The following is a 25,357-nucleotide window of genomic DNA, read 5'->3' as shown; positions in this document are numbered from 1 at the left end:
GCTATTCGGATAGTTGATGAGCAAGCTTACAAACTTCTTCTATACAGATCTGCTTCTTCTGCTGCCACTGAGGCAGCATCATCGAGCAGCTGACAGCGGCGATGACCTTCCCATGCGAGTTGCGGATTGGAGCAGCAGCGCAGTTGAATCCGATAACAGCTTCCTCTAAATCGAGGGCGAAACCTTGTTGGCGGATGTGCTCCAGATCTTGTTTCAATTCTTTTAAGGAGACAATGGAATGCTCAGTTAACTGTGGAAATGGTTCTTGATCTGCGCGGTAAAATCGATCAAGTTCTTCATCGCCAAGATCCGCCAGCATGACCTTGCCGAGTGCAGTGGCGTGCGCTGGAAGGCGCATGCCGGGTCCAGAGGCGAGCCGAACTGGCGTAAGCGCTTCCTCTTTTGCAAGATACAGAACTTCATTGCCGTCTAGTCGGGCTAATTGCAGCGATTCACCCAGTTTCAGCTTGATTAGTGAGGCTTCCTTGTGGAAGGACTCGTTCAAGTCCCGATGCTGGACAGCCGCATGGCCCAGGCGAGAGAGCTCGCGGCCAAGGCGGTATGTTTCACCGGTATCCTTCTCAACCCAGCCCAAGTTCTCCAACGTTAAAAGCAGCGAATACATCGAGCTTTTGTTGATGCCAAGCGAACGCGAGAGATCAATGAGTTTCAGCTGACTGGGCTGCAGCGAGATTTCCTTGAGAATAAGGTGAGCACGTTCAATGGCTGGAACGCGGTATTTATCGTCCAATGGTAGGCCTCCCAGCTCATTTGGTTTACTATACAAAACTAAGTTTTCTAATTAAAACTATCATAGCATAGGCTTGTGCAAAAAAGTAGTGGTTAAAAAGAAAAGAGACTGTCCTAGAAGTCATAAAAATGACGTAGGGATAGTCTCTTGTGAGGTTTAACGCTAAGCTACCTAGCGCCCGGTATGAATTGCTTCAGCCATCCGCCGAAGCTCTGCGGATTCCGCGTTTGAATTAGCACAACGCCTTCGCCGCGGAACCGGCATACGACACCTTCACCGCTTGTGATGCTGGAGAGCCAGCCTTTGGCAGCTTTCTCAATTGTATACTGCGTATAATCCGGCCATGCGACCAGATGCCCGTTATCAATGACAACCTCTTGCCCGGGAGCAAGGTTGATGGCATGAATAGCCCCGTAGGAGGAGAGGAAAACCGTGCCTCTACCGCTAATTTCAACGATGAAAAATCCTTCGCCGGACATGAAGCCGCTCATCAGATTTTGCATCTTCGTATTCACTTGAATCCCGGATGTTCCAGCAAGAAAGCCGTCCTTTTGTACGTACAGCTTGTACGATCCGTCAAGCTCGACAGCTTCAATGTCGCCAATTACGGACGGCGCCAATAGCACTTCGCCACCACCGCGAGTGGGGGTCAACTCCTGGAAGAAGAATTTCTCGCCACTCAGCATACGGCCAAGACCTTTCATAATACCGCCATCGACTGTTCCTTTAAGCTCAATGTTAGGCGACATCGAAACCATTGCTCCTGATTCAGCTTTAATGTTTTCTCCAGCTTCAAGTTCCACGCGCAGCATTGGAAATGCGCCCTTATATAAAATCTCGTGTTTCATAAATCATCCTCCATCAATAAGTAAAATTTGAAAAAGCTACACCGAATTCGTCTGGCGCAAGGTCTCCAGGCTGCGGTTCAAGTAAACGAACATCGCACAGAGCAGCAGGATACCCATGGTGATATAGAACACCGACTTAAACCCATACGCTGCCGCAAAATGACTGCCAAGCAAGGGGCCGATCAGGTTGCCGAGAAACAGCGAAGACGTATTAAAGCCGTAGGCCGTTCCCTGAATTTGAGTGGGGGCGAGCTTCAAAACCAGCACGTTCAGGGAAGGAATCATGCCTCCGATGAACAGCCCCAGCAGGAACCTGCCGATTAGCAGCATTGTCATGCTGGTGGCGAAAGCCTGCGGAATGAAGGCGAGTGCCGCCATCGACAAGGCGATGACGAGTAGTCTCCGTTGGCCGATACGGTCGCCAAGCCTCCCTAAGGATGGCGCGCCAAACAAGTTGGCGATTCCCGTAATCGCCACGATTAAACCTGCGAACAGCTCCAAATGATTGCCGAAGTAAATCGTCTTGGCATAGACCGTCACGATCGGCTCGATGCTCATCATCCCGATTTGCGTAATCAGCGAAGCGGCAAAGACCGGCAGCAGCGGTCGAAACAGGCGCCATTCTGTACGCTGGCGCACTTTTTTCTGAGCGGGGGCTTTGCGCTCCTCATGGACGAAAATCATCACGATGAGGCTGGCGCAGAGCATGAGACCGCCGGTAACAAAAAAGATGTGGCTATAACCGATCATACCAGCTAGCAACCCGCCGATCAAAGGGCCGACAAGTGATCCGGCGATGGAGCCAGTTTGCAGCGTGCCGAGTGATTTCCCGGAATGCTCCGGGGGTGTCACGGATGCTTGCAGGGAGACCGCCATGGAGATGAAACCGGAGAAGAAGCCGTTCAGCAGCCGAAGCGCAAGCAGCTGCCAGGGCTCCGTGACGATGCCCATCAAGGCTGTCACAACAGCCATGCCGAACCCAGCCCGGAGCAGCATGATTTTGCGGCCGCGGCGATCTGCGATGGCTCCCCAGAGAGGCTGAGTAAGAAACGAGGTGATGAATTGAGCGGCAACGATCCAGCCTGTCCAACGCACGACATCGCCGACCTCGTGAACCCCAAGTTGTCCAACGTATAAGGGCAGAAACGGAAGAATAAGGTTCATTCCGCACATGATGGAAAAGTTAGCCCCCCATAATATCCATAGTGACTTTTTCCAATGTAAGGGTGCAGGCATCAGAGAGGCTCCTTTTCTTTTTTTTCCAGTATAGCATACTTCACTTCGATGCCATTTATAGCGCGGTTGAAAATAAAAAAAGCTATCCCTGAGCGGATGGGACCGCCTGATGAGGGATAGCTGCAAGATAGGGATGTTATGTATTTAAACTGGACATCACGGTCCCGAATAGGGTAACTCTCCCTCGCAGTCATTTACCTTACTGTATTGCCAGAGATCCCCATATATGCCTTGAGGCTGACAGAATTAGCTGCCCGCGGCTTTTCGCGCACACCTGCCCTTACCGCCGGTAGGTGCGGAAAATAATATCCCGGTTGTAGTTGCCGAAGCCTTCACCGTAAAGCGTAAGCCCGCCGACATGCACCGCATGCTCCGGCACTTCAATTCGCAATGTCCACTCGTTGCGCGACATGCGGATGTCCTTGATCGTGACGTCGGAAAGCCGCTGCCCGTCAAGGAAGGTGCCCTGTTCGGTGATCCGAATCACCTTCAACCAACCGTATTGGTTGATAGAGTCCGGCCACCAACTGGGTGTGTAATGCCCGCGGCCTTGCCCCGAATCGCCGGGGCTCGTCCAATAGCCGAGCAGCGTGTCGTTGACATAGAAATGAATGTCCGACGGCCAATTCTCGGCGATGCCCGGCGCTTCCGAGCCAAGCTCCAGCGAAATCTCAATCTCTTCCAGCGTCTGGCTGGGGAGCAAATAATTAGGGATGCGGTACTCGACGAAGCCGCTCCCGAACCAGAGAATCTTCGCATGCATGCGCTCAGGTTCGAGAAAGTAGCGCGGATCGTCGTACTGTCCGATCGTATGATCGGCCGTAGCGAGACCGCACGTAGGCTGCACGTCAAAGCGCGTGTAATGTCCGATGGGAATGGACACCTCATCGAACACGCGCTTGGGCTCGCTTTGCTGCGGCAGCTGGATCTCCACACGCGAAACCGCAAGCGTGCACATTTTGTGCGTGCCGCCTTGCTTGCGCACTAACGCCGTGTGAATCAGGCCGCCGGCTTCCAGCTTCTTCACGTGCATGGTCACGATGGCGCTGCTTAAGCCGAGCGTCTGAGCTAACTCCTTCACGTTCATCTCTTGTTCGGCCAGCAAATCCAATATCTGAAGCCGCACGTCGCTGGCCAAAGCTTCATAGAGCGGCAGCCATTTGCGGTCTGTTGATGCATGTATCATGATACAAATCTCCTTTATTCCTATCGATTCATAATGTTGTCTGATTCATATAAATATAAATCCAAAACATTCGCAAAGAAAGTCTTGAAATCAAGCATTGATTATTGTTTAATAGAGTCAACGTCATAATATTTGTATTAATTGATTTATATTTTTATTAATTATACGACGAGGTGAAGGCAATGTCTATGAAAGCAAGCATGATTGTGGACAAAGATTTTAAAATCGGAGAAGTGGATTCCCGTATTTACGGTTCGTTTATTGAGCATTTGGGACGCGCTGTCTATGGGGGCATTTATGAGCCTGGCCATCCGCAGGCTGACGAGCAAGGATTTCGTGCCGACGTTTTGGAATTGGTCAAAGGATTGGATGTCCCTATCGTTCGTTACCCGGGGGGGAACTTTGTATCCGGTTACAATTGGGAGGACGGTATCGGGCCGATCGAGCAGCGTAAGAGAAGATTGGATCTGGCTTGGCGCACCATTGAGCCCAACTTGGTAGGGCTTAACGAATTCATGGATTGGTGCCGCAAAGCGAACACTGAAGCTATGATGGCGGTGAACCTGGGAACTCGGGGACCGAATGAGGCTAGAGATATTATTGAATATTCCAATATCCAAGGCGGTACATACTGGAGCGATTTACGGATCTCTCATGGCTACCAGACGCCTCATAACATCAAAACCTGGTGCTTGGGCAATGAAATGGACGGCCCTTGGCAAACTGGAGCCAAAACAGCTGAGGAATACGGCCGTACAGCCTGCGAAACAGCGAAAGTCATGAAGTGGGTGGATCCTTCGATTGAGCTGGTCGCCTGCGGCAGTTCGAGTTTAACGATGGCGACATTCCCGGAATGGGAAGCGACTGTGCTGGAGCATACCTATAATCATGTTGATTATATTTCGCTGCATCAATATTACGGGAATCGCGATAAAGATTCAGCGAATTTCCTGGCGCAATCCATGGGCATGGATCGTTTCATTAATACGGTTATTTCAACAGCTGACTATGTTCAGGCCAAAAAACGCGGCAAAAAGAAAATCAATCTTTCCTTTGACGAGTGGAATGTCTGGTACCATTCTAATGAAGCAGACCGCAAAATCGAACCATGGTCCATTGCACCGCCGCAGCTCGAGGACATTTATAATCATGAGGATGCGCTCCTCGTGGGTTGTATGCTGATTTCCATGCTGAAGCGTGCGGATCGTGTGAAAATGGCTTGTTTAGCCCAACTCGTCAACGTTATTGCGCCAATTATGACGGCGAACGGCGGAGCCGCATGGAAGCAAACGATTTATTATCCTTATATGCATGCAAGCTTATTCGGGCGTGGAACAGTTCTCGTGCCTCTCATTAAATCTCCTAAATATGATGCCAAGGATTACACCGATGTGCCTTATTTGGAGGCCGTTGCTGTTCATAATGAAGAGAAGTCGGAAGTAACGATTTTCGCGGTTAACCGTCATTTGGCTGAGGCGCTGCCGTTGGAGTTGGATCTTCGCAGCTTCGGCGCTTGCCAAGTGACTCAGCATATCGTGCTGGAGAGCGACGATTTGAAAGCCGCGAATACGCTAACTGCTCAGGATCGCGTGAAACCGCATAACGGCGGCAATGCAGCGGTGGACTCAAACGGCCAAATTCACGCTACGCTTGGGAAAGCGTCATGGAATGTGATCCGTTTGAAGTTGGCTTAGGTTCGGTCTATAATCCGGTCAAATACTTTGCAGAAATGGGACATGGTAAGAAGGAGCAAGTGCTTCTGCCATGTCTTTATGTTGTTCTATTTCAGCTTTATCCTTGCATCATCTTAACAAAATAAATCTTTCTCAGGCATCACATACTATGACCAATCGGCCCAAAGGGAGTCTTATAGTCGTTCAGACTGGTGAATTCTTTATTTTGCAGGCCATGCTCTGGTATGATGGAGGGAAATCTTCCCTTAAGGAGTTTCCTGTATGAAAATAAAGCTGCTGCTGATGACTATGATCATTATCTCTATGGGGCTGACGGCCTGCGGAAATGGCAATCAACAACCCAAAGATGCACAGACAACGCCCGCGCAAGCCGATCCGCATAAGGTTTATCAGAACTTTTGTATCTCTTGTCATGGTAATCAATTACAGGGCGGAGAAGGCCCCAATATTCAAAAAGTTGGTGAACGTTTGACGGAAGATGAGATCATAAAGCGCATCCAAAAGGGTGGTGGCGGGATGCCGCCGTTCCAGGTCGCGCTCAAAGAAGAGGAATTGAAGGTGTTGGCTGCATGGTTGGCAGGTCTCAAGTAAAGGGAATAAATGGGTATCCTAAGGTTCCTTTAAGGTTATCTACATATTTTCTTCACAATTGGGGTTTACAATAGGGGGCAAGAGGAGAGTGATGCAAGATGCACTTGAATTTGAAGCCCCGGAGCCGTCTTCGCAAGAAGCCGAATAAGAAGATGAGACCACAACGACTGGGTGCGACGATTTCGTTAGTACTTTTTTTAATTTTATTACCCGTATTATCAGTAGCCGGCATGGAGCTGCTCGAGCGCGGCTCACTGCATAATACGATGGATTGGATAACCAACAATCAATCACTTTTTTTATTAAACGCAGGAATCACCTTTTGTTTGCTTATTTTTATCTATGCTTTGGTTGGATCTTTGGCGATCTCAGGAGCCATCTCAACCTTACTTCTCGGCCTAATGGCATTAATTTCTTACATGAAGGTGACTATGATCGGGGAGCCGTTCTTCCCGTGGGATATTTTGCTCAACAAAGAAAGTATGGATATCGCTTCGCTCGTGACGGGTAAAGCCGCGCTGATCAGAATCGGAGCCATCGTTGCTTCAATTCTTGTAGTACTTTCATTAAGATGGATTATTCCGCGTGCCACGATTTCTATTATCTCAAGAATCGGTTTAGGGTTGTTCTCGCTCTATGCCTTATATGCTTTTGGGATCAAAACACCATTGGCAGGCAAAATCCTGGACCATATCGGTGTGAATGAAATTGTCTGGAACCAGCAAGAAAATTACGCAAATAATGGTACGGCTCTTGCTTTTACACTCAACGTCAAAAACTCCATCGTTCAAAAGCCGGAAACCTACAGCAATGAAGCTATTGGGGCCGTAGCGGCGAATATTGAGCAAGTCACGCAAACACAGCCGGCAATGAAAAAGGCGTCCGTTAATCTGCAAGGGAAGAAGCCGAACGTCATTTTCATTATGAGCGAGGCATTCTGGGACCCGACGTTGCTGACGAATGTCAAATTTAGTGAAGACCCGCTGCCTACGATTCATCGTTTGCAGAAAGAGTCGACTTCCGGTTACCTGTTGTCTCCTCAATTCGGTGGGGGAACAAGCAACGTAGAGTTCGAAGTGCTCACTGGTAATTCCATGAGCTTCCTGCCGGGGGGATCTATCCCGTATCAGCAATATGTTAGTAAGCCTGTGCCAAGTTTAGCAAGCTATTTTGCCGGCCAGGGTTATAAAAGCATGGGGATTCACTCCTACGAAGGCTGGTTCTGGGATCGTAACTCCGTTTATAAACAGCTTGGTTTTGAATCTTTCAAAAGCAGCGAGCATTTCGTGAATCCGGAGACGAAGGGTTACTTCATCTCGGATGCCGAGGTGTCTCGAAACATTATCGATGAAGTGGATAAAACGGAAGATCCGATGTTTATCTACACGGTTACGATGCAAAACCACGGACCCTACGATGATCCGCGGTACGGTGAGAATCAATTCAAGGCGGAAGGCAATTTGACGCCGCAAGCCAAATCGATTTTGGAAACGTACACCCAAGGTGCGCATGATGCGGATCAAAGTCTGCAAATGCTCATCGATCATTATCAAAATTCGGATGAACCTACGATGATCGTCTTCTACGGGGACCATCTGCCGATGCTTGGCCTCGACTACCAAGTGTATAAAGAAGCCGGGTTCATCTCAACAAGCAACGCCAATGATTGGTCACTGGAAGAAGTGAAGAAAATGCATAGCATTCCGTTGGTGACTTGGTCGAATTTCGATATGCCCAAACAGGATATCCCATTGCTTAGCGATTCCTTCTTAGGTTCTCATGTGCTCGATATGCTGCACATGGAGAAACCGGCTAACTTCGCATTGAACGCGGAAATAGCCGCCCAAGTACCTGGATTGTTAAGTAACCTGGTTGTGGAACCAGACCAAACGCTTCATGCGCAGGCGCCTGATTCGGCCAAAGCACTTATTGACGATTACAGGAACGTCCAATACGATCTTCTCTTCGGTAAGCAATATTTGGCCGGATACCTTGATCACGATTATTTAACGAAGGCCTCGCAGCCTAGTTACAATGCCGAGTTTGATAACCCTGATACGAAACTTCGGGCTGAAGGGGACAGCGGCAGTCCTCCGGAAGCTAAGCCTGTGAGTGCGCAGTAAAAGATATAGAAGCAATCCCGAAGTCAGGTGATGACTCTGGGGTTGCTTTTTTTGTATGAAAAAAAAGATTGCCATACCGTGGGGAATTTTGGTAATATGAAACTCCGTCTCTACGCTGCGGCTGCAGTGGAAAATCGTTTTTTTTGCACGAAAAAACATAGGAGGTGTACGATGCTTTTCGCGGTTTTAGCCCGTAAGGCATACGCAAGGAATTTGCAATATCGCGGTTCGCATTTGCTCCACAATGCCGTCAGTGCAGTGTTTGGCTTTATTTATGCAAGTATCTGGTCCGGGCTCGGGAGCGATTCCTCGCTCGGCGACTACGGAGCCAGAGGGATGGTCGGCTACATTGCTTTTAACCAGGCGGTCCTGTGGATTACGCAGTTTACGACGAACGGACTGGGACTCGAACAGTCGGTGCGCACAGGCCAGATTGCGGTTGATCTCATGAGACCTGTTCACTTGTTCTATCAGGCCATGAGCAGGGAGTGGGGCCAAGTATGGTATCAGTTTCTGTATAAATTTATCCCGATTTACGTCCTCTATATGTTTGTTTTCTCCTTACAGCTTCCACAAAAGGCTTCCGTTTACGGCTGGACGGCGATTGCGCTGGTTGCAGCAGCTTATATCTCCATTTGCATGAATTATTTGATTGGCATCGCCGCTTTATGGACCACGGAATCCCGCTGGTTGTACTGGTTGAACTACTCTTTCAGCATGCTGCTCTCCGGATTTTTCATACCGCTCGAATGGCTGCCGGGTTGGCTTCGCACCATAAGCAGTTTTACACCTTATCCGTACCTTCTCTATTATCCAACTCGAATTTATATGCAATTTGAACAAGGCACGATTGTGCTCGGAGCTCTTCTATGGGGCATCGGGTTTACTTGTGTCTGTCTGGCTGTTACGCACGCGGTGCGAAGAAAGCTGGAGGTGCAAGGAGGATGATGTCAGTTAAGCTCTATCTCCTGTTGATCAAGGCGAGTTTGCGAAGCCGGATGCAGTATAAGTTTAACTTTCTTTTCTCGGTGGCCATGGCCTCATGCATACAAGTTTCAGAGTTTCTGATGGTGGCGCTGGTCATGATGCGCTTCGGCAATATCAAAGGCTGGACGCTGTATGAAGTCTGTTATCTCTATGGTGTCATGATGATCTCTAAAGCGATTTACCGTACGCTGGCTTCGGATGTGCATCATCTGGAAAAGTATCTCGTATCCGGTGACCTGGATGCGTTATTGACGCGCCCTGTTCCGGTGCTGTTGGCGCTAATGACCCAAAACTCCCGGGTACTCTTCGCTGAAATCGGGCAGGGAATCGTCCTCCTAGTCATTTCAATGCGAGTGCTGATGGCCAAAGGGCAAATCGAGTGGTCGGCCGTACCATTAACGGCATTAATGATTTGTACCGGAGCGGTTATTTTATTCGCGATCGGGCTGGCTACGGCGGCTGCGGGCTTTTGGCTGACACGCATCGAGTCCTTACAAAATATGACGGAAGACGCCTCTCAAACGGCGGCTCGTTATCCGCTTGCGTTATATCCGAAATGGCTGCAAGGCGCACTACTGGTGCTTGTGCCGGTAGGTTTCGTAAACTACATACCCACCTTATATTTGTTAAGACACGAAGGCGGCATCGGCATGCTGCTGGGAACCGTGGGCGTCGCTTGCGTTGCGCTCTGGCTGGCTATGCGATTTTGGAAGCTGGGCTTATCCCGCTATCAGAGTACAGGTAGTTAATATCGTTAATAACAAGGAGGGAAGGCATCAACATGATCACGGTCACGAATTTGCGTAAAACGTTTCAAACCCCGGTTATCCAAGAAGGCAGATTCTCAGGTATCCGCACCTTGTTCTCGCGGGCTTATAAAGAAAAGGAAGCGGTACGGGATCTCAGCTTTGAGATTGAATCCGGCGAGTTCGTCGGGTATATTGGACCTAATGGCGCAGGAAAATCAACGACCATCAAGATGCTGACCGGCATCCTGCATCCCACATCGGGTGAAGTGCTGATCCATGGCTTAAGTCCGCAAAAACACCGAAGGCGCGTCGTAGGCAAGCTTGGCGTCGTGTTCGGGCAGCGAAGCCAGCTATGGTGGGATTTGCCGGTTAAGGATTCATATGAAATTCTAACAGCGATGTATCGCGTGGAGGAGAGCACCTCACGCCGCAGGTTAGACGAGTTGAATGAACTCCTGGAGCTTAAAGAACTGATGGATATGCCTGTTCGCAAGCTATCGCTCGGTCAGAGGATGCGTGCTGATCTGGCGGCATCCATGCTGCATGACCCGGATATTTTGTTCCTGGATGAGCCTACGATTGGACTGGATGTTGTAGCGAAAAAGAACATACGCAGCTTTTTGCAGACGTTAAACCAGGAGTTTGGGAAAACGATTTTGCTGACGACGCATGACATGGATGATATCGAGCAGTTATGTAAAAGAGTGATCGTGATTAATCACGGTCAGATCGGATATGACGGCTCGCTGGATACACTAAGAGACAGAATCGGCTTGCCGACGATGATGAAGATCACGTATCGAGGGAATGTCCAAGTGCCGGAGAGCTGGGAACTGCCGTTCCGTGTAGTGGAACAGGAGGCGAACGTGCTGACGATCGCCTGCAATCGCCAGGAGCTGAAAGCGATGGATGTCCTGCGATTGGTCAGTCTTTGGGGCGATATGGACGATGTACATATGGAAGAGCCTGAGTTTGAAGAAGTCATCCATGGGGTATACAAATAGGCAGGAGGGAGAATAAATGCCAATTGATAAAGAAGAACGGGAGCGGGAAGATCAGCGGGTGGCCTCGGTACGCTCCCAAATTAAAGAGCGCATTATTGACTTGGGGGAGACGGTGGATCAACGCCGCTCGGAAGTCACGGAGATTGGGCGCAGCTTCTGGGACGATATCTCCGTTAATGCGGACAACGCCGACGACGTGATCGAGACAGCCGCGAGTATGGCCCAGCAGGAGCATGTGCTGATGGGTCAGAAGCGCAGCTTTCAGGTGGCGCAGGATGCGCTGTACAAACTGCAGCGTGTCGTTGATGCGCCGTATTTTGCGCGCATTGATTTTCAGGAACGCGGCGAGCAGGAGCGCGAGAAAATCTACATCGGTCTCACCTCCTTCATTGATCCGAAAACGGATGAAATACTTATCTATGACTGGCGCGCACCGATCGCCAGCTTATTCTATGATTACCCGCCGGGACCGGCCACGTACCACACGCCGGAGATGGATGTCAGCGGGGAGCTGTTGCTCAAACGCCAGTACATCATCAAAGCCGGTGAGCTGCAGGATGTGTTCGACACCGGGATCTCGATCGGCGACGAGATGCTGCAGAAGATGCTCAGCCGCAGCGCCGACGAGAAAATGCACAGCATCGTGACGACGATTCAGCGTGAGCAGAATCAGATCATCCGCGATGACCGGCACAAGGTGCTTGTCGTACAGGGCGCGGCCGGCAGCGGCAAAACCTCGGTCGCGCTGCAGCGCATTGCGTATTTGCTCTATAAATACCGGACGACGCTCAGCGCCGATAATATGATTTTGTTTTCGCCGAATTCGCTGTTCAGCGATTACGTTTCGCACGTTCTTCCGGAGCTGGGCGAAGCGACCATGCAGCAGACGACCTTTCAAGATTATTTAAACCATAAATTAAGCGATACGGGCTTGAAGCTGGAAGATCCCTACGATCAGCTGGAATTCATTTTGACCGGGACAGAGCAAGACCCAGCCTATAAAGCAAGGCAGCAGAGCATCATGTACAAAACGTCGGCAGCCTTCCTCAGCGTCATTGAGGCTTATGGCGAGAAACTGAAGCATGGCGGAATACGCTTCCTTGATTTGTCGGTCGGCAAGAAAGTACTGATTACGGCTGAAGAGTTGAGCGAACGGTTCTACAGCAAAACTTCGATTCTCGCGCTCGGAGAACGGATGGAGCAATTGTCTGAGTGGATGCTGGAGAAGCTGGATGAAATCCAAGCGGATGCGCAGAAACGTTTCTATCGCAAAATGGTGCGCGAGCCCAAATATGTGGGTACAGAGCCCGAGATGAAGAAGATGAGCAAAATGAAGGCGCATAAAGCGATCGCTCCGCTGAAGGAGAAGGCACGCAACCTTGCTTATGTCGACGTACTCGGCATGTATCGGGATCTATATACGAGTAGAGAGCTGCATCAGGAGCTGATGGCGCAGGCCGGCCAGCAGCTTCCCGAGGCTTGGGCGAGCATTAGCTCTTTCACCTCAGATGCCTTGGAACAAGGGATTTTGCACTATGAAGATGCGACACCGCTTGTGTATCTGAAGGGGCTTGTTGAGGGGCAGCTGCGCGTAGGAACGATCCGCTACTGCTTGGTGGATGAGGCGCAGGATTATTCACCGTTCCACTACGCGTATCTCAAGAAGCTGTTCCCGCGCGCCCGATTTACCTTGCTTGGCGACTGGAACCAAGGGATCTTCACGCATGCGAACGCGGCCAACGACGCAGGCGGCCCTAAGAACGAGTACAGCTCTATTAGCGAGCTGATGAAAGAGGAGGAAACGGAGACGATCCGTCTCGTCAAAAGCTACCGCTCGACGCGTGAAATCGCCCTGTTCGCGAGCCGCGTCCTCCCGTTCGGCGAGCCGATCGAGCCGTTCAGCCGCAGCGGCGAGGAGCCGCGTCTGCTGCGCGCGGCGAACGCGGCCGAGCTTAGCCGCTTGGTCGCGGATACAGCGCTGACCCGTCAGCACGGTGGTGCGAGCTCCGTCGCGATCCTGTGCAAGACCGAGCGCGAGACGGAAGCCGCACACGCAGCCCTTAAGCCGCTGCTGCCGGGCCTCACGCGGATCACGAAGGAGACGCTGCACTATGAGGCAGGCGTCATGATCATGCCGGCGTACCTCGCCAAAGGGCTCGAGTTCGACGCCGTGATCCTCTACGATGCCGGTGCGGCTGTCTACGCGGAGGCGAAGGAGCGCAAGCTGTTTTACACGGCTTGCACCCGTGCGCTGCATCACCTGGATGTATGCTATCTAGGCGAATTGACACCTTTTCTCCCGCAAGCTTAGAAAGCTGAAAGTCAAGATACCGCTCTTCGAGAAATCGAGGGGCGTTTTTTTTTATTTGCATAATTCCACATGGATTGGAAAACTTAACAAATAAAAAGTTTCCACCTAATACCAATGTGGGAGATTACTTCATGGCTGCACGTTATCGGAAAATTACTGCGCTTCAGTTGTATTACGTCATTATTATTTCAATTGCCATTACGAATCATGTGCTTCTAATCCCAGTATTGCTGCATTACGGCAAACGCGATTCCTGGGTAGGAGCGGGCTTATCGATTCTGCCTGCATTATTTTGGGTATGTCTCGTGTATATCATCATCAAACGCTCCAAGCAGCAAAACTTACTGCTATGGGTCGGACAGAGATATGGAAATTTCGTTGTATTCCTATTAAAAGTAGTTGTCATTGGCATCGCCATGACCCATGCGACCATTACTATGCAGGATATGGTGACATGGACGCACATCTCCTATCTGCCTAGGACCCCGCCGATCATGATTTCGTTGGCGTTTATGATTTTTTGCTTTTTTGCTGCCCGTGAGGGGATTCGCGCCATCGCGATAACCTCGGGCATTTTACTCCCCGTGGTTGTATTGCTGGGCTATTTTGTAATGGGCGCTAATTTTCAATACAAAGATTACAGCTTGCTTACGCCTTTATTTACTCACGGCTACGGACCTGCTCTGAAATCGATGTATCTAACCAGCGGTTCTTCGTTTGAGCTGTTAAGTATTGTTTTTCTCCAGCATCATGCAGATACTCGTATCCGGCTACCCTCCTTGCTTATCGTTGCGGCTTGCTTAGTGGGATTGACCGTCGGGCCTTTGATTGGGGCTATTGCGATTTTCGGGCCTTTTGAAGCAGATGAACTCAGGTACCCGGCTTTTGAGCAATGGCGGATGGTGACACTTGGGAAATATATTTCCCATTTGGATTTCTTATCGATTTTCCAGTGGATATCGGGCGCATGTATCCGTATGTCCATGTTGATGTTTCTCTCTATTGACGTCTTGATGATCCAAAAGAAACGTACCCGCACGTGGCTGCTGATTGGGATAAGCTTGTTTTTCGTAACGATGTGTCTATTGCCGATCACGGACAATCAAATGGCGAATTTTATCCAGGACTGGTATTACCCTATGATGTTTGTTACGGGTGCAGGATTGATTCTGGTGCTGCTTGTACTGATCTTCCTGCCGATGAGGCGAAAGGAGAACGTGATGAAGTGAACGAGCGAGATGTGCGAGATTGGTTTGCCTCGTCGGCCGATGTCATCATTAAAGAGTACCCGTTATCAGAGGGGGATGCCAGTAATAAGATCCTGCTCATGTATTGCGACGGTATGATTAATAAGGATCATATTGAGCAGCGTGTACTTCCGAACCTTCAAAATATCATCTCACATCACCGGGAAGGGAACATGTCCACGTTCGCGCTTCCTACACTGCTTCAAATGCACGAGATGACCGGACCTGATGTGATGGAAACGATGAGCGTCAATCTATATGCAGGGTTTCTGATTATATATTTTGAAGAGCAGCAGCGCTTTTTTGGGCTTGATTTGTCCAACCCGCCTAACCGATCGCCGGAAGAATCCAATACGGAGACTTCGATTAAAGGACCACGGGATGGGTTCACGGAGAGCATCATCACCAACATCGCTCTGATTCGCAAAAGGTTGTTAACCCGCAGTCTTTGTTGCGAGAAAATGGAAATTGGCAAGCGCAGCCATACTTCCATTGCTCTTATGTATATCGATGATGTCATCGATTCGGATTTGCTTCAGGACGCCAGGCGCCGACTGCAAGAAATTGATATTGATGCTGTAATTTCCAGTGCACAATTGGAAGAGCTGCTATCGGGGCAAAAAACCAATTTCTTTCCCTTGCTGGATTATGCGGGAAGACCTGATTATGTAGCCGATAGCTTGCTGCGTGGACGATTCGTTATCCTCTGTGACGGCTCACCAATGGCCCTCATTGCCCCGGCGAATCTCATGTATATTTTAAAATCACCGGAAGATGTGCACACTCCCTTTTATTATGTAGCGTTTGAACGTGTGCTTCGTTTGGGAGGACTAATCGTTGCAACGCTACTTCCAGGTTTCTGGATTTCGTTGTCCGCCTTTAATATCGATCAAATCCCTTTTTCTTTAGTCGCTACCATTTCCTCTTCCAGACTGGGATTACCGTTATCGGGTCCTATGGATTTTATCATTATGCTGCTGCTGTTTGAATTGTTTCGAGAAGCCGGCGCGAGGCTGCCTAAAGTCGTCGGACAAACTGTTACCGTTGTTGGAGGGTTGATTGTTGGCGACGCGGCGATTCGTTCTGGAATCACCAGCCCGACGACCCTCGTGATAACTTCGATATCGACGATAGCTATGTATACCCTCGTGAACCAGACACTTGCCGGGATCGTGACGATTTTGCGGGTAATTATCTTATTGGAATCGACGGTTTTTGGCATCTACGGGTTCATGGTGTCGCTGATCGGGCTTGTTTTATACATGTCGACCTTAGAGTCATTTGGTGTTCCGTACTTGTCGCCTTTATCGCCACCTCGCTTTAAGGAAATGATTACGGCGATTTTCGCCAAGCCTTTCAGCAGCATGAAGAGCAGGCCAAAGATGTTAAGCCCAAAGGATGATACACGTCAGAGTGAGGATCCTCAATGATCATGATGAAACGAATAGGACGGATGATGATTGGCGTGCTGATTCTCGTCAGTCAAACAGGCTGTTGGGATATCAAAACAATCCAGGACACGAACTACTTTACAGCGATAGGATTCGACTACCAAAAAGGGCGTTACATCGTCTATGCGCAGATGTTGGATTTCGGCTCCGTTGCGAAACAGGAGGGGGGCAAAGCCGGGCAGCCGCCTCAGATTTGGGTAGGTCGCGAAGAAGGAGCTACGGTGAATGAAGCCTTCAATCGATTGTACAAAACGACGCAGCAGCGTGTTCTTTGGGGGCATGTCAGCGCTTATCTGTTCTCCAGCGCTGCTCTGAAGCAGGGGATAAGTAAATTTATGGATGGGTCTGTCCGATACAGTGAAACAAGATTTACCCAATGGATCTATAGCACGGATGAATCAATTGAAACTGTATTCTCCGTTGTTCCTTTTTTCAATGTCTCCCCGATGGCCTCCATTTTGATGCATCCAATTGAAAATTATCGCCAACTTTCCTTTATACGTCCATTTCGATTGTACAGGGCTGCCGCTTTGCTTCGTGAACCCGGCTATACGTTGATGATACCGACATTGAGCATCCGGGACGATGTTTGGAAGAGAAATCAGAAGCCTGATCCCAAACTGGAAGTTAGCGGTGTATATGCACTAGGAAAAAACAGTATGGTCGAATGGTTTTCAGATGACCAGTTTAAGGGAGACCGCTGGATGGAGAAAAGCACCGCCCGTTCGCCATTAGTCGTCTATATCAACGGGAAGCCTGCTCAAACCGTTTCCATTAACAGGCCGAAACCGCGAATCACACTGCGCAAGGGAGATCATCTGATCTTTGATGTTCATATGAGATGCAAGTCAATCACGATTGAATCTCAGGAGACCGTAGATGAGGAGTCCTTACGAAAACAAATTGAAAAGCAGATTGCAGATGAAATCGAGCAAACGTTTAAGCAGGGAAAAGACCGTGGCGTCGATATCTATCAGCTGGAGCACGTCTTATATAAGCAGAATTTCCAGTTATGGTCCAAGCTGACCTCGAACGGTGAGCAGCCGCTTGAAGGGTACCAGTTAGGGGACGTTCGAGTGGACGTACAACTCACGCATACCGGCATGTTGAGAGAGCGGGTGGAAAATAAGCAGTACTGAATAGTACTTTGCACGCGGGAGACGTAAGAGGTGAGCGAAAGCTTGCCTCTTTTTGCTATGGCTGCTGCCAGGGACCGGTTGATGGGGAACCCAGTTTAGAAATATTTAAGAATTGTTTTAGGCGAGGTTAATAGGTGTTTTAGAGGCAATTAAGATAGGGGGGATAAGATGAATACATGGAAGCGAGGAACGCATCCAAATTAGATAAAGCGTTAGAAGACGCGGAGGCAGGCAGGTATGAATAAGAAATTAGCTATGATGGGATTAGGCGTGGCGGTAGGCAGCATGATGCTGGTGACGTCGGTTTACGCCGGTGTGGGCGATGCGCCCGGGTATGAGACGTTTAAATCAGCCGTGAAACAGACGGCAACCGTGCACAATGTAACACGCCAAGTGAACGTGACGCTGCAGGATAACGGAGCTCCATTGCTTAACGTAAAATCCACGATTAAAAGCAGCGGTGAGAATCACGCAGGAAGCGCAGAAGTGACCGTGAATAACGGCACGAACGAACAAACCATTCATTTCTACAACCAAGATGGCAAACAAATTATAAAAACAAATGATTCCGATGTGTACAAAGTGCTGGAAGGAGAGGGCATGGGCGGCAAATTCAAAGATCATGAAGGCGCAGGGCATACACCGGACCCTCAAGTCGTTAGCGAAGTGGAAAATGTAGTTGACGCCCTTGTCGGCAATCTCAAAAACTATGTCACCATGGATGAAGCGGCAGGCAACGTAAAAGAGATTCATTTCAAATTGTCAGGCAGCCAAATTTCTCCGGTTGTCAACACAATTGGCTCCCTGGCTATCAAGCATGCAACGATGGAAAACAGCCAACGTCCAATGCCATCCAAGGCAGATACGCTTGGTGTTGATGTGACGACTCTCAAAAACAGCCTTCCTCAATTAACTTCTGACATCAAAATGGATGAAGTTGAAGTGAACGCCAGCGTGGACAGCGATAATCATATTACCAATCAAACCGCACAAATTCATATTTCCGGTAAAGATGCACAAGGTGCAGCACACAACGTCGTATTGAGCGTGGATATGACTCTCTCAAGCCTGAACTCGACAACGCCGGACAAAGTGGATTTGACAGGGAAGCAGTTGGAAACCGTCAAGATCGACCCTGAGAAGTCCCACCACAGGAATTAAGGGAAAAAGGAAGGAGGCAGGGGCAATCCCCCAACCTCCTTATTATCTTGAAAGGCGGCTAATGCATGAAGCCTGTTGTAGAAATCAATCGTCTCACGAAAATTTACAATAATCTGCGCGGTATTCACGAGGTAAATATGACCGTGCAGCAAGGCGACATTTATGGGTTCTTCGGACCCAACGGCGCCGGGAAGACGACCGTCATGAAGATCATGACCGGCCTTGCCAGAGCGCAGCAAGGAGAAGTGAAGCTCTTTGGCCATTCTGTTTCAACGCACTATGAGCAGGCGATGGCCAAGGTAGGCGTCCTGATCGAAACGGCCGAAGCGTATTCCTATATGAGCGGCAGACGGAATTTGGAGCTGGCAGCGAGATTTTACCCGGGCATCGATAAGCAGCGCATAGACGAAGTCTTGGAGATCGTCGGACTTACCCTTTTTCAGAAGGAAAAGGTAGCGGGTTACTCGCTAGGCATGAAGCAGCGGCTAGGCCTCGCGGCAGCGATGCTGTCGAAGCCGGAACTGCTCATACTCGATGAGCCGACGAACGGCCTGGATATCGAGGGGATGGTTCATATCCGCGAAATCATTATGCATCTAGCGCGGGAAGAGCGCATCACCTTCCTGATCTCCAGCCATCTGATTCATGAAATGGAGCTGATGTGCAACCGCATGGGCATCATTCACCAAGGACGGCTTGTCCGCGAGGGGCTCGTGTCGGAGATTGCGCAAGGAAGCGCGACGCTGGAAGAAGCGTATCTGCATGAAATTAAAGAAGTAAGGAGGCTCGCTGCGCATGCATAGCCTAACCGCCAACGTTTGGAACGAAACGGTCAAAATAACGTCCAAGAAGAAAACGATCTTTTTCCTTGCGGTTACGCTGCTGCTTCCGCTCCTGGCAGGGCTGCTGTTATCGCAGTTTCAAAGCGGTATCGGAATCGGAGCGATTGCCTCGCAGGATTTCCCAATCATTATGCTGGGGCTGCTAACGAGTATTTTTCTGCCTTTATTCGTTTTTATGGGCGCTGCCGATGTATTCTCGGGTGAGATGGGCGACCGCACGATGAAGATCACATTGACGCGGCCCATTTCTCGGTTCAAAGTGTTCGCTTCCAAGCAGATTGCGCTTGGTGTTTTTATTGCGCTGTACTTAATTGCCGGATTGCTGGCATCCGTTATCTCAGCGCTGTTTTTCCAGCACTTTGGCGGCTTTGGCGCAGTGATGAACTGGTTCCTCGCGTATGGCGCGGCCTTTCTGCCACTGCTGGTGCTCAGCATCGCCGCTGTGTTTCTGGCACAGTTCTTCTCCAGCTCCTCTTCCGCGTTGACGGTGAGCATACTTCTTTATTTGGCGTTTAAAGTGGCCGCCTTTTTTATCCCGCAAATTGCCATGTATTCGCCTACGGCATACACAGATTGGCATATGCTTTTGATTGGAAGCGGCATGGCGCTTGGCAAGGTGAGCAGCATCTTTATGTTTTTGATAGCGTGTAGTATATTGTTTTTTACAGCAGGTTTTTATTTGTTCGATAAAAAGGAGATCTGACCACGATGTCGATTCGCTTACGGCTGGTACTCTCATACATTGCCATGCTGCTTGTACCTCTCGTCCTATCGGGGCTAGCCGTGATTCTAATCTCCATCGCAACGTTCGGCACATTGAAATCCGGCTTTCAGGTCGATTTCTCCCAAGGCAACCCGATCAAACGCGTCATTGAGCAAGAACTCGAAAATGTCGCTTACATGAAAGCAAAAACGGAAACCGAACCCGACGCATTCCTCGATCCCGTGTTTATTCAGGATTTGGAGGACCGTTTTCATAAAATCAACATGGGCATTATCATCCGCAAAGATAAAGAAATCACGTATAGCTCTCCCTATTTGAAAGAGGGCGAAGCGCAGAACAGCTCCAAACTTCCCGCTTATGGTACCTCATCAGGCCAATTTCAGCGCAATCAGGGTTCCCTGTGGATAACTCGGCAGCAGGATTTCCTGTTTTCCGATCAAAGTAAAGGTTCCGTTTTTGTATTCTTGGATGGAGGACCCTTTCAGAAATATTTGCACCAGTTTTCCAAATCGGTTGTTTTGACGTTCATCCTCATCCTTGTGGGTACGAACGGTGTGCTGACCTATTTCGTTTCTCGCAGCATCATCAAACCTCTGAAGGCGCTCAAACGAGCGGCGGAGGAGATCAAGGAAGGCAATCTGGATTTTGAAGTGGTGCAGCAGTCCGATGACGAAATCGGGGAGCTCAGCAGAGCTTTTGAAGAAATGAGGCGCAAGCTCAAGAAATCCGTGGATCTTCAGCTGCAATATGAAGAGAACCGCAAAGAGCTAATTTCTAACATTTCGCATGATCTGAAGACGCCGGTTACCGCCATTAAAGGATATGCCCACGGTATTATGGACGGCGTCACGAACTCTCCGGATAAGCTGGAGAAGTATATTCGAACGATTTACACGAAAGCGGCCGATATGGATCGACTGATTGACGAGCTCTTTTTATTTTCCAAGCTGGATCTGGGGAAAGTCCCGTTTCAGTTCGAAACCGTGGATCTAGGCCAGTATGTGCAGGATTGCGCGCAAGAATTACAATTCGATATGGAGAAAAAAGGCGTACAGTTTAAGCTGACGGAATTGCCAGATGAGCCTTTGCTTGTAACGGCAGACCGTGATAAGCTGCGGCGTGTGCTGCTCAACATCATCGAAAATGCCATCAAATACAGTGATGAAGGCAATTGCCGGATCACCTTAACACTCCGAGAAATCGACGGCAACGCCGTCATTCAAATAAAAGATGCCGGTCAAGGCATATCCGAAGAGGCGCTGCCTCATATCTTTGACCGGTTTTATCGGGCGGACCCTTCGCGCAACACCGCGACCGGGGGAAGCGGGCTGGGGCTTGCTATCGCCAAACAAATCATGGAAGAGCACGGCGGACGTATTGGCGCAACAAGCATGATCGGGCAGGGAACGACCGTTTATATGGCATTACCGCTTAACAAGCAGGAGGAGAGTCAGGAATGAGCCGGATTTTAATCATAGAGGATGAACAAAGCATCGCCGAGCTGGAGCGGGATTACCTGGAAATTAGCGGCTACGAAGTCGACATCGAGAACAGTGGGGTCTCGACGGAGTATGATCTCATTATTCTCGATTTGATGCTGCCGAAAATCGACGGTTTCGAAATATGCCGGCGCATTCGCAGCGAAAAGGACATTCCGATTTTGATGGTTTCCGCAAAAAAGGAAGACATCGATAAAATCCGCGGCTTGGGCCTCGGCGCGGATGATTACATGATCAAGCCGTTCAGCCCCAGCGAATTGGTGGCAAGAGTCAAAGCGCATCTTGCCCGGTACGAAAGGTTGATGGGGCGGCGTGAAGCGAGGAACGATGAGGTCCGTATTCGCGGTTTGATGATTGATAAAACGGCGCGCCGCGTATTTGTGAATGAGCGAGAGGTTGTGTTTACGACCAAAGAATTTGACCTTCTGACGCATTTGGCGATGAATCCCAATCGGGTGTACAGCAAAGAGCAGCTGTTCGATCTCCTCTGGGGGATGGATGCCATGGGCGAAATCGCGACCGTTACGGTGCATATCCGCAAGCTGCGCGAGAAGATTGAGCAGGATCCTTCGAATCCGCAGTATATTGAGACGATCTGGGGTGCGGGGTACCGGTTCCGGATTTAACTTTATATAGAAGAAAAAGACTGCCATTGCTCCCGGATGTGGGGCATGTGCAGTCTTTTTGTTTGGAATTTACAGAGTAGTTGTTCCGCCATGAGACGGAGGGTTTGTCACTGCTGCCGCCTTTCGCTTCAACTTGCGTTTATCTCTCCACAGAGCTAGCCGCAAATAGAAGGAAGGTACGATAATGAGCGTAAGGATCGTGGAGACAATAAGCCCTGAGATAATGACAACGGCCATCGGTCGCCATAAGCTGCCGCCCATGATCGCCATGGGCAGGAGACCGCTGATTGCGGTAGCGGACGTCATCAGGATGGGGCGAAGCCGCGCACGGCCTGATTCGGCAATGGCATCGTGCAAGGCCATGCCGTGATGTCTGGCGTCTTCGATAAATTCAACCAGCACGATACCGTTGCGCACGACAATCCCGGCCAGACTGACAAAGCCCATAAGCGCCATGAATCCGATTGGCGCACCGGTTATGAATAAACCGATTAGGGCTCCCCCCATGGCCAAATAAACAGTCATCATGACGAGGAACGGTATGGACAATGAATAGAATTGAATTGCAATAATGATGAAAATGAGGCATACAACAACAATTGAAAGCTTGCCGATGGAGGAGAAGGCGTCGTTCCGATCAGCGTTCTCGCCTGCAAATTCAATCGTGTAGGCGTTAGGTTTTTCCAGTTTGTTTACTTGTTGCTGCAGCTCGGTGACAATATCTGCCGGCAATCTTCCGTCCGTATAGGCTCTTACCGTAATCGTTCGTACCAGATTGCGATGCTGCACGGAGGTGATCATGCGGTCGTTTTGCACATTGATGAACTGCTTGATTGGGTACAGTTGCCCTGATTGTGAAGGAACGAGCAGTTCGCCAATCGTTTCGTCGGACGTCGTCTGGTTGGCCTTGCTGAATAAGGTAACGGGAATATCCTCGTTGCCTAGTTGCAGTTTGGAAACCTCAATTCCGTCGGTTGCGAGTCGGGCGGTTCCCGACAAATCCTTCTCCGTGACGCCGTAATAACGCGCTTTCTCCTGATCGAGCTGCAGATCCATTGTATAGGTTTCATCTCCGACGCTGTCAGAGACGTTAGTCGTGCCCGGGATGTTTTTCAGCATCGTTTGCACCTGTTTGGAGAGCGAAGTTAGTTCGCTTAATTCCGGGCCACTGATTCGAACGGCAATCGGCGCACCGACAGGAGGGCCTTGTTCCAGTTCTCTGGGCAGCAACTCAATGTCCGGATATATACGCTTGAGTTGATCGCGCCAGTCGGAAACGAGCTTGCCTGTTTGGGTTCGGGACTCGTCAACCTTGACGTATAATTGGCCAATTCTCGTTCCGACATTAGCGGTTTCCGCATAGTAAAACTTAGGTGTTGTCCTACCGGCATAGGTAGAAACAGACTGAACCCCATCCTGCTTAGCCGCCCAAACCGATAAACTTGTCATCATATCGGCGGTTTTCTTATAATCGGCGTTCACGGGCATTTTCACATCAAGCAAAAATTCGCTTCGTTCCGCGCTCGGAAAGTATTGAACTCCTAGAAAGGGCAAAAGCCCATAGCTCGCCGTACCGATGACAAGGCCTATCATTCCGGTTAACAGTGGTTTTCGCAGCAGCCGGCGAATGAGCTTTTCATAGAACTCGCTTAGGAGCCATATAGGTTTACCCAAAAGTCCAGGCAGCTTATTCTGGGAGGAGGCTCCTTTGCGGAGACTGCGTTCGCTGCTCCATTTGCGGAAAATCGGAATGATGGTTAACGACATCGCCATCGACGCGGCTAAAGTTAAGCTAACGACGACAGGAATCGGCTTGATAAAGTCCCCGATGTTGCCTTTTAAGAAAAACAGCGGGAAAAAAGCAGCCGCTGTAGCGATCGTTGCGGTAAGAATTGAAATCGCAACTTCCTGGCTGCCTTTCAGTGAGGCGTCCAGGGGAGAATCGCCCAGAGACAATCTGCGTTCGATATTATCGTTAACGACAATGGCATCATCAACAAGAATACCAAGTACAATGACCAGCGCGACAATGGATATCTGATTAAGATCGATGGACGTCATGCTGATCGGGAGGAAGCCGAGTGCGATGGAAACGGGAATCGCAAGTGCGACAATAATGGACGTTCCGAAAGCGAGCCCCAAGATACAGACAACAAGTACCGCAGCCATCCCGATCAACATTTCCCGCGACAAATCGGCAAACAGATGATCGACGTTCTCCTTTTGCGTAAACAACGATACCATCGTCACATGCGAAGGGAGCTGAGCCTGCAATTCAGAAACCCTTGCGTCGATCCCGTCTTGCAAAGTAGGAATATTTTGTCCTTTAGCCGGATAAATGACAACATCGACGGCGGGTTTGCCTTGATAGAAGACCTCCTCCTCCGTTTTCTTAGGGCCTATTTTAACTTCAGCGACATCTTTAATGCTGAGCGAATTGCCTTGCCCTGCAGGTCGGTAAACAACCGTATTGGCAATATCGTTGGCGGATTTCCATTCGCCGGTTAATTGAACATAAGTGTTGTTATTATTGGCAACTACATTCCCAATCGGTGTGCGATCGTGCGCGGTGGTGAGCGCCTGCATAACCAGGGTCCAAGGAAGCTGCAGGCTTTCGAGCTTCTCCTTGTCCAGAATCACCTTCACTTCCTGATCGGGAAGCCCAACAATTTCAACATCACTGACACCGGAAACTGTGCGCAATTGATCCTTCCATGTTGTAGAAATGGACCGTAAGGACTCCAGCTCAGATGGGTTTTCCACAATTAAGTGAATGATTTGCGCAGAAGTCTTGGCTAGATCATCATCGATCTCGGGCTGATCCGCCTCTGCGGGCAGTTTGGCTTGCGCGGTCTGCACCTTTTGTCTGAGCGTATCCCATGCACGGCTGTTATCGACTCCGGGCTGCATCTCTACAGTAATGAAGGACACGTTGGTAGACGAAGTCGAATCGATCGACTTGATGGACTCCATCTTTCTAATTTCCTCTTCCAACGGCTTGGTGACAAGCTGCTCGACCTTTTCCGGCGATGCGCCGGGATAGATGGTCTTTACCGTAGCCATGGATACGGTAATTTCGGGATTCTCACGCTGGCTTAACGATAAAAAGCTGAAGGCGCCCAGCAGCACGAGCACGATAAAGAATAACAGGGTAATCTTTTGATATTTGATCAGTTTGGCAATCAAGC

20 protein-coding genes are annotated in these 25,357 nt (G+C 49.7%); 15 read left to right on the top strand and 5 right to left on the bottom strand.

Annotated features, from left to right (window positions below; all coding sequences use genetic code 11):
* Window position 1 precedes the first annotated feature (1 nt).
* From PCH02S_RS13325 to PCH02S_RS13310, 4 genes are all read right to left on the bottom strand, one after another.
* Window positions 2–751 carry an IclR family transcriptional regulator gene (locus tag PCH02S_RS13325; RefSeq protein WP_127453703.1) on the bottom strand — a complete coding sequence of 250 codons (750 nt, stop codon included), beginning with the start codon at window positions 749–751 and terminating at the stop codon, window positions 2–4.
* Window positions 752–918: 167 nt separating this feature from the next.
* Window positions 919–1,599, bottom strand: coding sequence for a TIGR00266 family protein (locus tag PCH02S_RS13320; protein WP_127453701.1), 681 nt, complete (start codon window positions 1,597–1,599; stop codon window positions 919–921).
* Between the two features lie 36 nt (window positions 1,600–1,635).
* A complete protein-coding gene (locus tag PCH02S_RS13315) occupies window positions 1,636–2,835 on the bottom strand; it encodes an MFS transporter (RefSeq protein WP_127453699.1) in 1,200 nt (399 codons plus the stop codon).
* A 280-nt stretch (window positions 2,836–3,115) separates the two neighbouring features.
* Complete coding sequence (locus PCH02S_RS13310) at window positions 3,116–4,021, bottom strand: ArsR/SmtB family transcription factor (RefSeq protein WP_127453697.1); 906 nt, start codon at window positions 4,019–4,021, stop codon at window positions 3,116–3,118.
* Window positions 4,022–4,203: 182 nt separating this feature from the next.
* Here PCH02S_RS13310 and arfA point away from each other — a divergent pair, with 182 nt between their 5' ends.
* The 15 genes from arfA (at window position 4,204) to PCH02S_RS13235 (ending at window position 22,169) form a co-directional block, all read left to right on the top strand.
* Complete coding sequence (arfA, locus tag PCH02S_RS13305; protein WP_127453695.1) at window positions 4,204–5,715, top strand: arabinosylfuranosidase ArfA; 1,512 nt, start codon at window positions 4,204–4,206, stop codon at window positions 5,713–5,715.
* 261 nt (window positions 5,716–5,976) lie between these two features.
* Window positions 5,977–6,306 (top strand): c-type cytochrome, encoded by a 330-nt coding sequence (locus PCH02S_RS13300; RefSeq protein ID WP_127453693.1) that lies wholly within the window; start codon window positions 5,977–5,979, stop codon window positions 6,304–6,306.
* Between the two features lie 98 nt (window positions 6,307–6,404).
* Window positions 6,405–8,429 (top strand): LTA synthase family protein, encoded by a 2,025-nt coding sequence (locus PCH02S_RS13295; protein ID WP_127453691.1) that lies wholly within the window; start codon window positions 6,405–6,407, stop codon window positions 8,427–8,429.
* A gap of 171 nt (window positions 8,430–8,600) precedes the next feature.
* Window positions 8,601–9,377: an ABC transporter permease gene (locus PCH02S_RS13290; protein WP_127453689.1), complete on the top strand. Its 777-nt coding sequence runs from the start codon at window positions 8,601–8,603 to the stop codon at window positions 9,375–9,377.
* Window positions 9,374–10,165 carry an ABC transporter permease gene (locus PCH02S_RS13285; RefSeq protein WP_174806775.1) on the top strand — a complete coding sequence of 264 codons (792 nt, stop codon included), beginning with the start codon at window positions 9,374–9,376 and terminating at the stop codon, window positions 10,163–10,165. Before PCH02S_RS13290 ends, PCH02S_RS13285 begins: the two co-directional genes overlap by 4 nt.
* 32 nt (window positions 10,166–10,197) lie before the next feature.
* Window positions 10,198–11,169: an ABC transporter ATP-binding protein gene (locus PCH02S_RS13280; RefSeq protein WP_127453687.1), complete on the top strand. Its 972-nt coding sequence runs from the start codon at window positions 10,198–10,200 to the stop codon at window positions 11,167–11,169.
* 16 nt (window positions 11,170–11,185) lie between these two features.
* Window positions 11,186–13,480, top strand: coding sequence for an RNA polymerase recycling motor HelD (gene helD, locus PCH02S_RS13275; protein ID WP_127453685.1), 2,295 nt, complete (start codon window positions 11,186–11,188; stop codon window positions 13,478–13,480).
* Window positions 13,481–13,611: 131 nt separating this feature from the next.
* Window positions 13,612–14,709, top strand: a complete 1,098-nt coding sequence (locus PCH02S_RS13270) for an endospore germination permease (RefSeq protein WP_127453683.1) — start codon at window positions 13,612–13,614, stop codon at window positions 14,707–14,709.
* Window positions 14,706–16,157, top strand: a complete 1,452-nt coding sequence (locus PCH02S_RS13265; protein ID WP_246069068.1) for a spore germination protein — start codon at window positions 14,706–14,708, stop codon at window positions 16,155–16,157. The genes PCH02S_RS13270 and PCH02S_RS13265 overlap by 4 nt, the downstream gene beginning before the upstream one ends.
* Window positions 16,158–16,159: 2 nt before the next feature.
* Window positions 16,160–17,317, top strand: coding sequence for a Ger(x)C family spore germination protein (locus tag PCH02S_RS13260; RefSeq protein WP_164819553.1), 1,158 nt, complete (start codon window positions 16,160–16,162; stop codon window positions 17,315–17,317).
* A gap of 237 nt (window positions 17,318–17,554) precedes the next feature.
* Window positions 17,555–18,478: a hypothetical protein gene (locus PCH02S_RS13255; RefSeq protein ID WP_127453680.1), complete on the top strand. Its 924-nt coding sequence runs from the start codon at window positions 17,555–17,557 to the stop codon at window positions 18,476–18,478.
* A 65-nt stretch (window positions 18,479–18,543) separates the two neighbouring features.
* The gene (locus PCH02S_RS13250) at window positions 18,544–19,281 is read left to right on the top strand and encodes an ABC transporter ATP-binding protein (RefSeq protein ID WP_127453678.1); all 738 of its coding nucleotides are present in this window, start codon (window positions 18,544–18,546) and stop codon (window positions 19,279–19,281) included.
* Window positions 19,274–20,023, top strand: coding sequence for an ABC transporter permease subunit (locus PCH02S_RS13245; protein ID WP_127453676.1), 750 nt, complete (start codon window positions 19,274–19,276; stop codon window positions 20,021–20,023). Before PCH02S_RS13250 ends, PCH02S_RS13245 begins: the two co-directional genes overlap by 8 nt.
* A 5-nt stretch (window positions 20,024–20,028) precedes the next feature.
* A complete protein-coding gene (locus PCH02S_RS13240; protein WP_127453674.1) occupies window positions 20,029–21,504 on the top strand; it encodes a sensor histidine kinase in 1,476 nt (491 codons plus the stop codon).
* A complete protein-coding gene (locus PCH02S_RS13235) occupies window positions 21,501–22,169 on the top strand; it encodes a response regulator transcription factor (protein ID WP_127453672.1) in 669 nt (222 codons plus the stop codon). Before PCH02S_RS13240 ends, PCH02S_RS13235 begins: the two co-directional genes overlap by 4 nt.
* A gap of 69 nt (window positions 22,170–22,238) precedes the next feature.
* Here PCH02S_RS13235 and PCH02S_RS13230 read toward each other — a convergent pair whose 3' ends face one another.
* A complete protein-coding gene (locus PCH02S_RS13230) occupies window positions 22,239–25,355 on the bottom strand; it encodes an efflux RND transporter permease subunit (protein ID WP_127453670.1) in 3,117 nt (1,038 codons plus the stop codon).
* Window positions 25,356–25,357 lie beyond the last annotated feature (2 nt).

Origin of the sequence: Paenibacillus chondroitinus NBRC 15376, from assembly GCF_004000765.1 — a bacterium.
Taxonomy (GTDB): Bacteria; Bacillota; Bacilli; order Paenibacillales; family NBRC-103111; genus Paenibacillus_E; species Paenibacillus_E chondroitinus.
The sequence above is the reverse complement of the archived record's forward strand: the minus strand, read 5'-3'. Positions and strand labels throughout refer to the sequence as shown.

Bases quoted from the DNA above. Each gene is read 5' to 3' on its own strand.
- PCH02S_RS13320 (WP_127453701.1), bottom strand. From the start codon at position 1,599: ATGAAACACGAGATTTTATATAAGGGCGCATTTCCAATGCTGCGCGTG.
- PCH02S_RS13315 (WP_127453699.1), bottom strand. From the start codon at position 2,835: ATGCCTGCACCCTTACATTGGAAAAAGTCACTATGGATATTATGGGGG.
- PCH02S_RS13310 (WP_127453697.1), bottom strand. From the start codon at position 4,021: ATGATACATGCATCAACAGACCGCAAATGGCTGCCGCTCTATGAAGCT.
- arfA (WP_127453695.1), top strand. From the start codon at position 4,204: ATGTCTATGAAAGCAAGCATGATTGTGGACAAAGATTTTAAAATCGGA.
- PCH02S_RS13300 (WP_127453693.1), top strand. From the start codon at position 5,977: ATGAAAATAAAGCTGCTGCTGATGACTATGATCATTATCTCTATGGGG.
- PCH02S_RS13295 (WP_127453691.1), top strand. From the start codon at position 6,405: ATGCACTTGAATTTGAAGCCCCGGAGCCGTCTTCGCAAGAAGCCGAAT.
- PCH02S_RS13290 (WP_127453689.1), top strand. From the start codon at position 8,601: ATGCTTTTCGCGGTTTTAGCCCGTAAGGCATACGCAAGGAATTTGCAA.
- PCH02S_RS13285 (WP_174806775.1), top strand. From the start codon at position 9,374: ATGATGTCAGTTAAGCTCTATCTCCTGTTGATCAAGGCGAGTTTGCGA.
- PCH02S_RS13280 (WP_127453687.1), top strand. From the start codon at position 10,198: ATGATCACGGTCACGAATTTGCGTAAAACGTTTCAAACCCCGGTTATC.
- helD (WP_127453685.1), top strand. From the start codon at position 11,186: ATGCCAATTGATAAAGAAGAACGGGAGCGGGAAGATCAGCGGGTGGCC.
- PCH02S_RS13270 (WP_127453683.1), top strand. From the start codon at position 13,612: ATGGCTGCACGTTATCGGAAAATTACTGCGCTTCAGTTGTATTACGTC.
- PCH02S_RS13260 (WP_164819553.1), top strand. From the start codon at position 16,160: ATGATGAAACGAATAGGACGGATGATGATTGGCGTGCTGATTCTCGTC.
- PCH02S_RS13255 (WP_127453680.1), top strand. From the start codon at position 17,555: ATGAATAAGAAATTAGCTATGATGGGATTAGGCGTGGCGGTAGGCAGC.
- PCH02S_RS13250 (WP_127453678.1), top strand. From the start codon at position 18,544: ATGAAGCCTGTTGTAGAAATCAATCGTCTCACGAAAATTTACAATAAT.
- PCH02S_RS13245 (WP_127453676.1), top strand. From the start codon at position 19,274: ATGCATAGCCTAACCGCCAACGTTTGGAACGAAACGGTCAAAATAACG.
- PCH02S_RS13240 (WP_127453674.1), top strand. From the start codon at position 20,029: ATGTCGATTCGCTTACGGCTGGTACTCTCATACATTGCCATGCTGCTT.
- PCH02S_RS13235 (WP_127453672.1), top strand. From the start codon at position 21,501: ATGAGCCGGATTTTAATCATAGAGGATGAACAAAGCATCGCCGAGCTG.